This is a genomic window from Alteromonas sp. DY56-G5 (assembly GCF_041414725.1).
In the GTDB taxonomy this organism is placed as follows: Bacteria; Pseudomonadota; Gammaproteobacteria; order Enterobacterales; family Alteromonadaceae; genus Alteromonas; species Alteromonas macleodii.
In genome coordinates, this window is record NZ_JANHZQ010000009.1 from 127,676 (window position 1) to 134,286 (window position 6,611).

Sequence of the window (6,611 nt, forward strand, 5' to 3'; positions counted from 1 at the left end):
AACTTAAAATAGAGGCCAATAAATTACAAAATGAATTATCTTGCCCATCTTTTCTTAGCCCGACCAACTGCCGATTCTCAATTCGGTAACCTACTCGGTGATTTCAGGCGGGGTGTTGATATTAAAGAGTTTGGACAAGCGGTACGGCTAGGTCTTAAAAACCACTATGAAGTCGATAGGTTCACCGACAGTCATACCAGCGTCTTAGCAGCAAAGGCGTTATTTCATAAAAGTCGTCGGCGCTTTGCACCTGTGGCGCTGGATATCTACTTCGATCACTTGCTAATTAAACATTGGGCGTCGTTTACAACACAGGGTTTTGACGAATTCAGGGAACAAAGTTTCGCATTGTTAGAACAGCGATTGCCCACTATGCCAAGAACGATGCAGCACAGTGTCGGGCATATGATAACCCATGACTGGTTTGAAGATTATGCTAAGGAAGAGGGCATTGCTAAGGCGATTACTGTGGTTGCTAAACGTATTCGTTTTCCCAACACGTTTCATCTTGCTGTGGATGATATTAATGCGAACAGAGACGAGATTGAAGCGAGATTCTTAACGTTTTTCCCTGAACTCATTACACACATAAAAATCAATGGCCCTGAGAATATTTGAAAGGCTTAACCGTGTTACAGAAATGTATCGAAGAAATTGGTCGTTTTGTCGTTCATTGCTAAGCTGTCATGTGAACAGCGATATAGTAAAGCGTGCAATACAAAGACAACACAAAAAAGATAAAATTAACGACACTCAAAGATAATAATGATGAATATTCAATCCTTAGTTAGAAATACATCGCCCGTATTATTAAGTCTGGGTAAAAATAAACACAAAGCGCAATCGCACGCGACCCTAGCATGGTTAACGGCAGCCTTAATTGCTTTTGTAAGCTTAACTACCAGTGCTTCAGCGCAAGAAGAAAGCGCATCTGCCCATGCTCGTTCAATAAAAATTGATAGCAGTGTAGTGACAGAGCACGAAACTAAAATCCTAGGCAAGCGCGTAAAGTACAGTGCTACCACGGGTACTCAACCGGTTTGGAACAGTAAAGACGAAGCGGTTGCCACTTTGTTTTACACTTACTATCAGCGCACTGACGTAAAAGAGAATACTGAGCGCCCGCTTATTATTTCTTTTAACGGTGGTCCAGGCTCTGCGTCAGTGTGGATGCATGTAGCCTACACAGGCCCTCGTATTCTTAATATTGACGATGAAGGCTATCCAGTTCAGCCCTATGGTGTTCAAACCAATCCTTACTCCATTTTGGATGTGGCTGACATTGTGTTTGTTAACCCAGTGAATACAGGGTACAGCCGCGTGCTGCCTAAAGCTGACGGCAGCATGCCATCGCAAGATGAACAGCAGAAAATGTTCTTTGGTGTAAATGCCGATATTAGCTATTTGGCAGACTGGGTGAATACTTTTGTAACGCGTAATAATCGCTGGCGTTCACCTAAATATCTTATCGGTGAAAGTTACGGCACGACGCGTGTGTCAGGATTAGCATTAGAGCTTCAAAATCGCCAATGGATGTACTTAAACGGCGTTGTGCTTGTATCGCCAACCGATATTGGTATAGAGCGCAACGGGCCGGTAAAAGCCGCTAATCGACTGCCTTATTTTGCTGCCGCGGCGTGGTATCACAATAAGCTTGAACCCGCGTTGCAAAACAAAGATCTTACTGAGCTATTGCCTGAAGTTGAAGACTTCACCATCAATACGCTTATTCCTGCTCTGGCCAAAGGTGGCTTCATTGGTGAAACGGAAAAGCGAGATGTGTTAACGCAAATGGCACGCTATTCTGGGTTAAGTGAAGCGTCTATTGCGCAAAACAACTTAGACGTGAGCACTGCATTTTTCTGGAAAGACTTACTGCGCGAGGAAGGGAAGACGCTAGGTCGTTTAGACAGCCGCTATTTGGGTATAGATGCTAAGCAAAGCGGCGACCGCCCTGACTATTGGGCTGAGCTAACATCATGGCTTCATTCGTTCACGCCCGCTATTAATTACTATTTGCGTGAAGAGTTAAACTACAAAACTGATATTAAGTACAACATGTTTGGAAACGTGCACCCATGGGATAGAAGCAATAATCAAACGGGTGAGAACTTGCGATTGGCCATGGCGCAAAACCCGTATCTGAATGTGATGATTCAAGCTGGCTATTACGACGGCGCAACGAACTACTTTGATGCAAAGTATACGATGTGGCAGCTCGATCAAAGTGGCAATTTAAAAGACCGTTTGAGCTTTAAGGGATATCGCAGTGGCCACATGATGTATCTGCGTCGCGACGACTTAAAACAGTCCAACCAAGACCTACGCGAGTTTATTAAAATGAGCACACCAGGCAAAGGCATACCTGCTGAATACAAGCGATAGTACGTCTGAAAATCTAAAGACAAGGATGTCAGGTTTTTTTACATTATATTAAACTAATTCATTATTTATTTTTTAAGTTTCTGTATTTAAAAGCTATTTTAGATTTGGCTTACACTTTGCTAAATCAGGTCTGCTAAATAATGAAATTCTTATTAACATAAACTACAAGGACGTATACATGAAAAAGTCTTCGCGTTTTTCATTATCCCTGTTGGCGAGCGCCGCGCTAGCATTATCAATCTCAAGCACCACAGCCAATGCTTCGGTGCTCCTTTCCGGCTGGGAAGGCTCGACTGAAAGTGGTTTTGGTAACTTAGCGATGAATGGTAACGACGACAGTTCATCGGGCGCTATCGTATTTGACGCATTTGAATCGCTTGCCTTCGATAGTGGCGTAAATTTCTTTGGCACTTCATACGATAGATTCTTCATTAACAATAACGGTAATATTACCTTCAATGGCACCGTGAGTTCCTATACGCCAACGCCATTCCCTATAAGCAATCAGCCAATGATCGCGCCGTTTTGGGGCGATGTAGATACGCGCTGTGCAGAGTGTGGCGACGTATTTATCGGTTCACCGAATGAAAACACGCTGGTAGTGACATGGAACGATGTTGGTTACTACAATCAAAACAGTAACCCAACAAACACGTTCCAATTAGTGTTAATTGATCGGGAAGACACAGGTGCAGGTAATTTTGACGTTGAGTTTAGATATGAAGATATCGGCTGGACTTCAGGTAGCGCATCAGATGGAATACCGGCTCAGGCGGGTTATGACGCAGGTGATGGGGAAAACTTTTTCACTGTGCCGGGGTCTCAAACCGCCGCTATCGCTGATATAGACGAAAGTAACAGCAACACGGGCACGCCTGGTATTTGGAAGTTTGCTATTCGCGATGGCGTACTACCGGGTGATACTCCAGAAAACCCTATATTGCCTATTGTCAATCCAGAAACACCGACAGACTATGAATTTGAATTCTCTATCGATGATCCAGATGAACTTGTATTCATCGACCCAGATGTAGCAGTAGGCTATGACTATATTGTAAATAGTGGTCCAAACATCGCGTCAGTACTTTTGCCTGAAGGTTACGACGACAACATGTTTGACCTATTTCTTTGGGACAATGTTCTGATGGATTGGTTCGATACAGGCACAGATATCACTGGTGGTGAGGAGTACGACTTCAATACCCCAGTTGACCGCTTCAGAATTATGGGAATTGATGTTTCGAATATGCTCGAGCCTACGCCGGACGCATTTGTAACCGGCCTCACTTTCGATGGTTCTGGCGTTGTTAATATGAACCAGAATGCCGTTACTGTATTTGTACCTGATCCTGTATCTGTGCCAACACCCAATACTCTATTTCTAATGCTAAGTGCAATGTTTGCTACGCTTGTTATAAGAAAGCGGAAGCAATAAAGTTGTCATAAAAGAGGGGGAGCGTGCGCTCCCCGTTTTGCTAAGAGGTGAAAGTGAAATATTTAGTAGCAGTTAGTTTAGTACTTGCATCGTTCTTTTCATGGGCTGTAACCACAAGTGACTTTGGTAGTTGGAGTTTGCTATGTAATGATTCATCTGTGTGTACGCTCAGCCAGCTCGTTGCCAAAGACAAGAAAGCAAAAAAAGTGCTATTGGGCGTCAACGTTGACTACTCCTATTCGCAAGATTTTCCAGTATTGAAAATAAAGCTTCCAAAAAATACACTCACAAAAAATGGTGTAGGAGTAAAAATAGACGATTTTGCATCCATACAAGTGCCATTCTCAGGCTGTGACGAGAAGTCTTGCCAAAGTATAGTGAAAATCGACAACGAACTTTTGAAACAAATGCACAATGGACAGACTATGTTAATAGCGTTTCAAAAATCTGAAAACCAGCAAGTTACCTTGCCCATATCGTTGACAGGTTTTGAGGAAGCTTACGCACAGCTAAATCAAAGTATTCAAAAGTAAATGCACAGATACTCGTCTATTTTTGATATTTTGATACGCTGAATGCGGCTAGCTGCGCTAAACATTCAGCGCAGCGCTCTTTCAGCATATCTCTGAATAGTCTTACTGCTGGAGTAATAGATTGGCGGCTAGGGCAAATCAGCCAAAGCTGTTTCGGTTTAGGTTGATATTCGGGCAACAAGGTTACAAGTCGACCCTTTAAAATGTCGTCGCACGCATCTAAGCCAGATTTAACAGCAACACCTTTACCCGCGACGGCCCAACGCTTTACTATCTCTCCGTCGTTTGCGGTTCTGTTGCCTCGCATTTTTATCTTCAGCGGTGTCCCTTTGTGAAAAAACTCCCATTCGTTATATACCTTGTCGTGTAGTTGGTAAAAAAGCCCGTTGTGTGCTTGCAAGTCTTCAAATTTTTCAGGGGCACCATGAGAGCTGATATAAGAAGGGGAGGCAACAAGTAAACTTGGTACATCACAAATTTTGAAACCGTATACATTCGCATCGGTTGGAGTACCGTACCTTAGCGCTAAATCGACGGGATCGCGATAAAAGTCAATGTTGCTGTCACTCAGGTTGAGCTTTACGGTTATTTTGTCATGCAAATCCATAAAATCATCTAGCCAAGGCGCAATCACATTTCGGCCTAAATCAGACGATAAACCTAACCTAAGCTCGCCCTCAATCACGCCAGTATCGCCCTTTAAGTTCTGCTTGGCATTAGCCAGCATTGACATGGCTTCTTGACACGTTGGCAAAAACCTTTCACCCGCAGACGACAGACGTAGTGAGCGTGTAGTACGAACAAATAATTCGGCACCAAGGGCCTGTTCTACGCGTTTGACCGCAGCACTTGCGGTTGCTGTACGCATATTCAAATGTGTCGCTGCTGCAGTAATGTTTCTAAATTCAGCAACTTTTATTACTACATTCAAGTCGTCGAGTAACATGGCTTTCAAAAACTATTTGATAATGTTTCTTTTATTGTGCTGTTTATCCAAATTTAATCAAGAGTATGATGATGATATTACTCAAAGGAGAGACAAATGATGAAAGCTATTGGTTATACCCACTCACTTGGTATTAATGAGCCTAATGCACTGGTGGATATTGACATCGAAAAGCCCAGCGCGTCGGGTCGAGATTTACTTGTAAAAATAAGTGCGATAGCAGTCAACCCGGTGGATTATAAAATTCGTCATCGCGTTAATCCTAATGGAGGTGATCCCAAAATTCTGGGGTGGGATGCAGTAGGTGAAATCGTTGATATAGGCGCTGATGTTACCGAGTTCGCAGTTGGTGACAGAGTTTACTACGCTGGCGACCTTACCAGAGCCGGCTCAAACGCAGAGTTTCAATTAGTTGATGAACGTATTGTCGGTAAAGCGCCTAAGTCTCTGTCAGACAGCGATGCTGCGGCACTTCCTCTAACCACAATCACAGCATATGAATTGTTGTTTGATCATCTTGCTCTAAGGCAACAAAGTGAAAAGAGCGATGAGGTTGTGCTTGTGGTAGGCGCAGCTGGTGGCGTGGGTTCTATTATGCTGCAATTGCTTAAAGTACTAACGGGGGCTACCGTGATCGCCACTGCCTCGCGCGAAAGCTCAAAAAGCTGGGTTCAGGAGTTAGGTGCCGACTACGTAGTGGATCACAGCAAGCCTATGGCTGAGCAAATCAAGGCGTTAAACATTGGTGAAGTGACTCATGTCGCAAGTTTAAATAATACGCACCAGTACATTGAAAGCTTTGTTGAAGTTATGAAGCCGAAGGGCAAACTAGCGCTAATTGACGACCCAGAAAATCTTGACGTAGCCAAGCTTAAGCAGAAGAGCTTGTCACTTCATTGGGAGTTCATGTTTACGCGCTCAATGTTTGAAACCGACGATATGGCAGAGCAAAGCCGCTTACTTACTCATGTAGCATCGCTTATCGACGACGGTAAAATTAAGACTACTGTAGGCAAGCATTTAGGTAAAATAAATGCGGCTAACTTAATCGAGGCTCACAAAATTTTAGAAGAAGGGCGTGCTATAGGTAAGTTAGTGCTAGAGGGCTTCTAAAGAAAGCGTGCTTAAGGTTATATTCCGTAATACCATTCACTTGTCTAAAAAAATGAGTAACGACGGGAACTTGTCACTCGTAGGGGCGAGTCAGATAAACCGAAGGCACCATATTAAGGTGCCTCAGACTGTTGAAAAAGCCCTAGACGAAAGTCTGGGGCTTTGATCTAATAGGCATAGTGAAATTCGGAGTGTTCAC

The 6,611-nt window shown here is 43.5% G+C and carries 6 protein-coding genes; 5 read left to right on the forward strand and 1 reads right to left on the reverse strand.

Annotated features, from left to right (window positions below; translation table 11 throughout):
• The first annotated feature begins 30 nt into the window (after nucleotides 1-30).
• From NO989_RS06970 to NO989_RS06985, 4 genes are all read left to right on the forward strand, one after another.
• A complete protein-coding gene (locus tag NO989_RS06970) occupies nucleotides 31-618 on the forward strand; it encodes an ACP phosphodiesterase (RefSeq protein WP_014949938.1) in 588 nt (195 codons plus the stop codon).
• Between the two features lie 150 nt (nucleotides 619-768).
• On the forward strand, nucleotides 769-2,385 hold the full coding sequence (locus tag NO989_RS06975) for a S10 family peptidase (RefSeq protein WP_283628200.1): 1,617 nt from the start codon (nucleotides 769-771) through the stop codon (nucleotides 2,383-2,385).
• Between the two features lie 178 nt (nucleotides 2,386-2,563).
• The gene (locus NO989_RS06980) at nucleotides 2,564-3,820 is read left to right on the forward strand and encodes a nidogen-like domain-containing protein (RefSeq protein WP_371342304.1); all 1,257 of its coding nucleotides are present in this window, start codon (nucleotides 2,564-2,566) and stop codon (nucleotides 3,818-3,820) included.
• A gap of 53 nt (nucleotides 3,821-3,873) precedes the next feature.
• Nucleotides 3,874-4,353, forward strand: coding sequence for an invasion associated locus B family protein (locus NO989_RS06985; protein ID WP_168463703.1), 480 nt, complete (start codon nucleotides 3,874-3,876; stop codon nucleotides 4,351-4,353).
• Nucleotides 4,354-4,369: 16 nt separating this feature from the next.
• Here the strand turns inward: NO989_RS06985 and NO989_RS06990 are convergent, their stop codons facing one another.
• Nucleotides 4,370-5,299, reverse strand: a complete 930-nt coding sequence (locus NO989_RS06990) for a LysR family transcriptional regulator (RefSeq protein ID WP_175578046.1) — start codon at nucleotides 5,297-5,299, stop codon at nucleotides 4,370-4,372.
• Nucleotides 5,300-5,398: 99 nt separating this feature from the next.
• Here NO989_RS06990 and NO989_RS06995 point away from each other — a divergent pair, with 99 nt between their 5' ends.
• Complete coding sequence (locus tag NO989_RS06995) at nucleotides 5,399-6,412, forward strand: zinc-binding alcohol dehydrogenase family protein (protein WP_371342306.1); 1,014 nt, start codon at nucleotides 5,399-5,401, stop codon at nucleotides 6,410-6,412.
• Nucleotides 6,413-6,611: the final 199 nt, after the last annotated feature.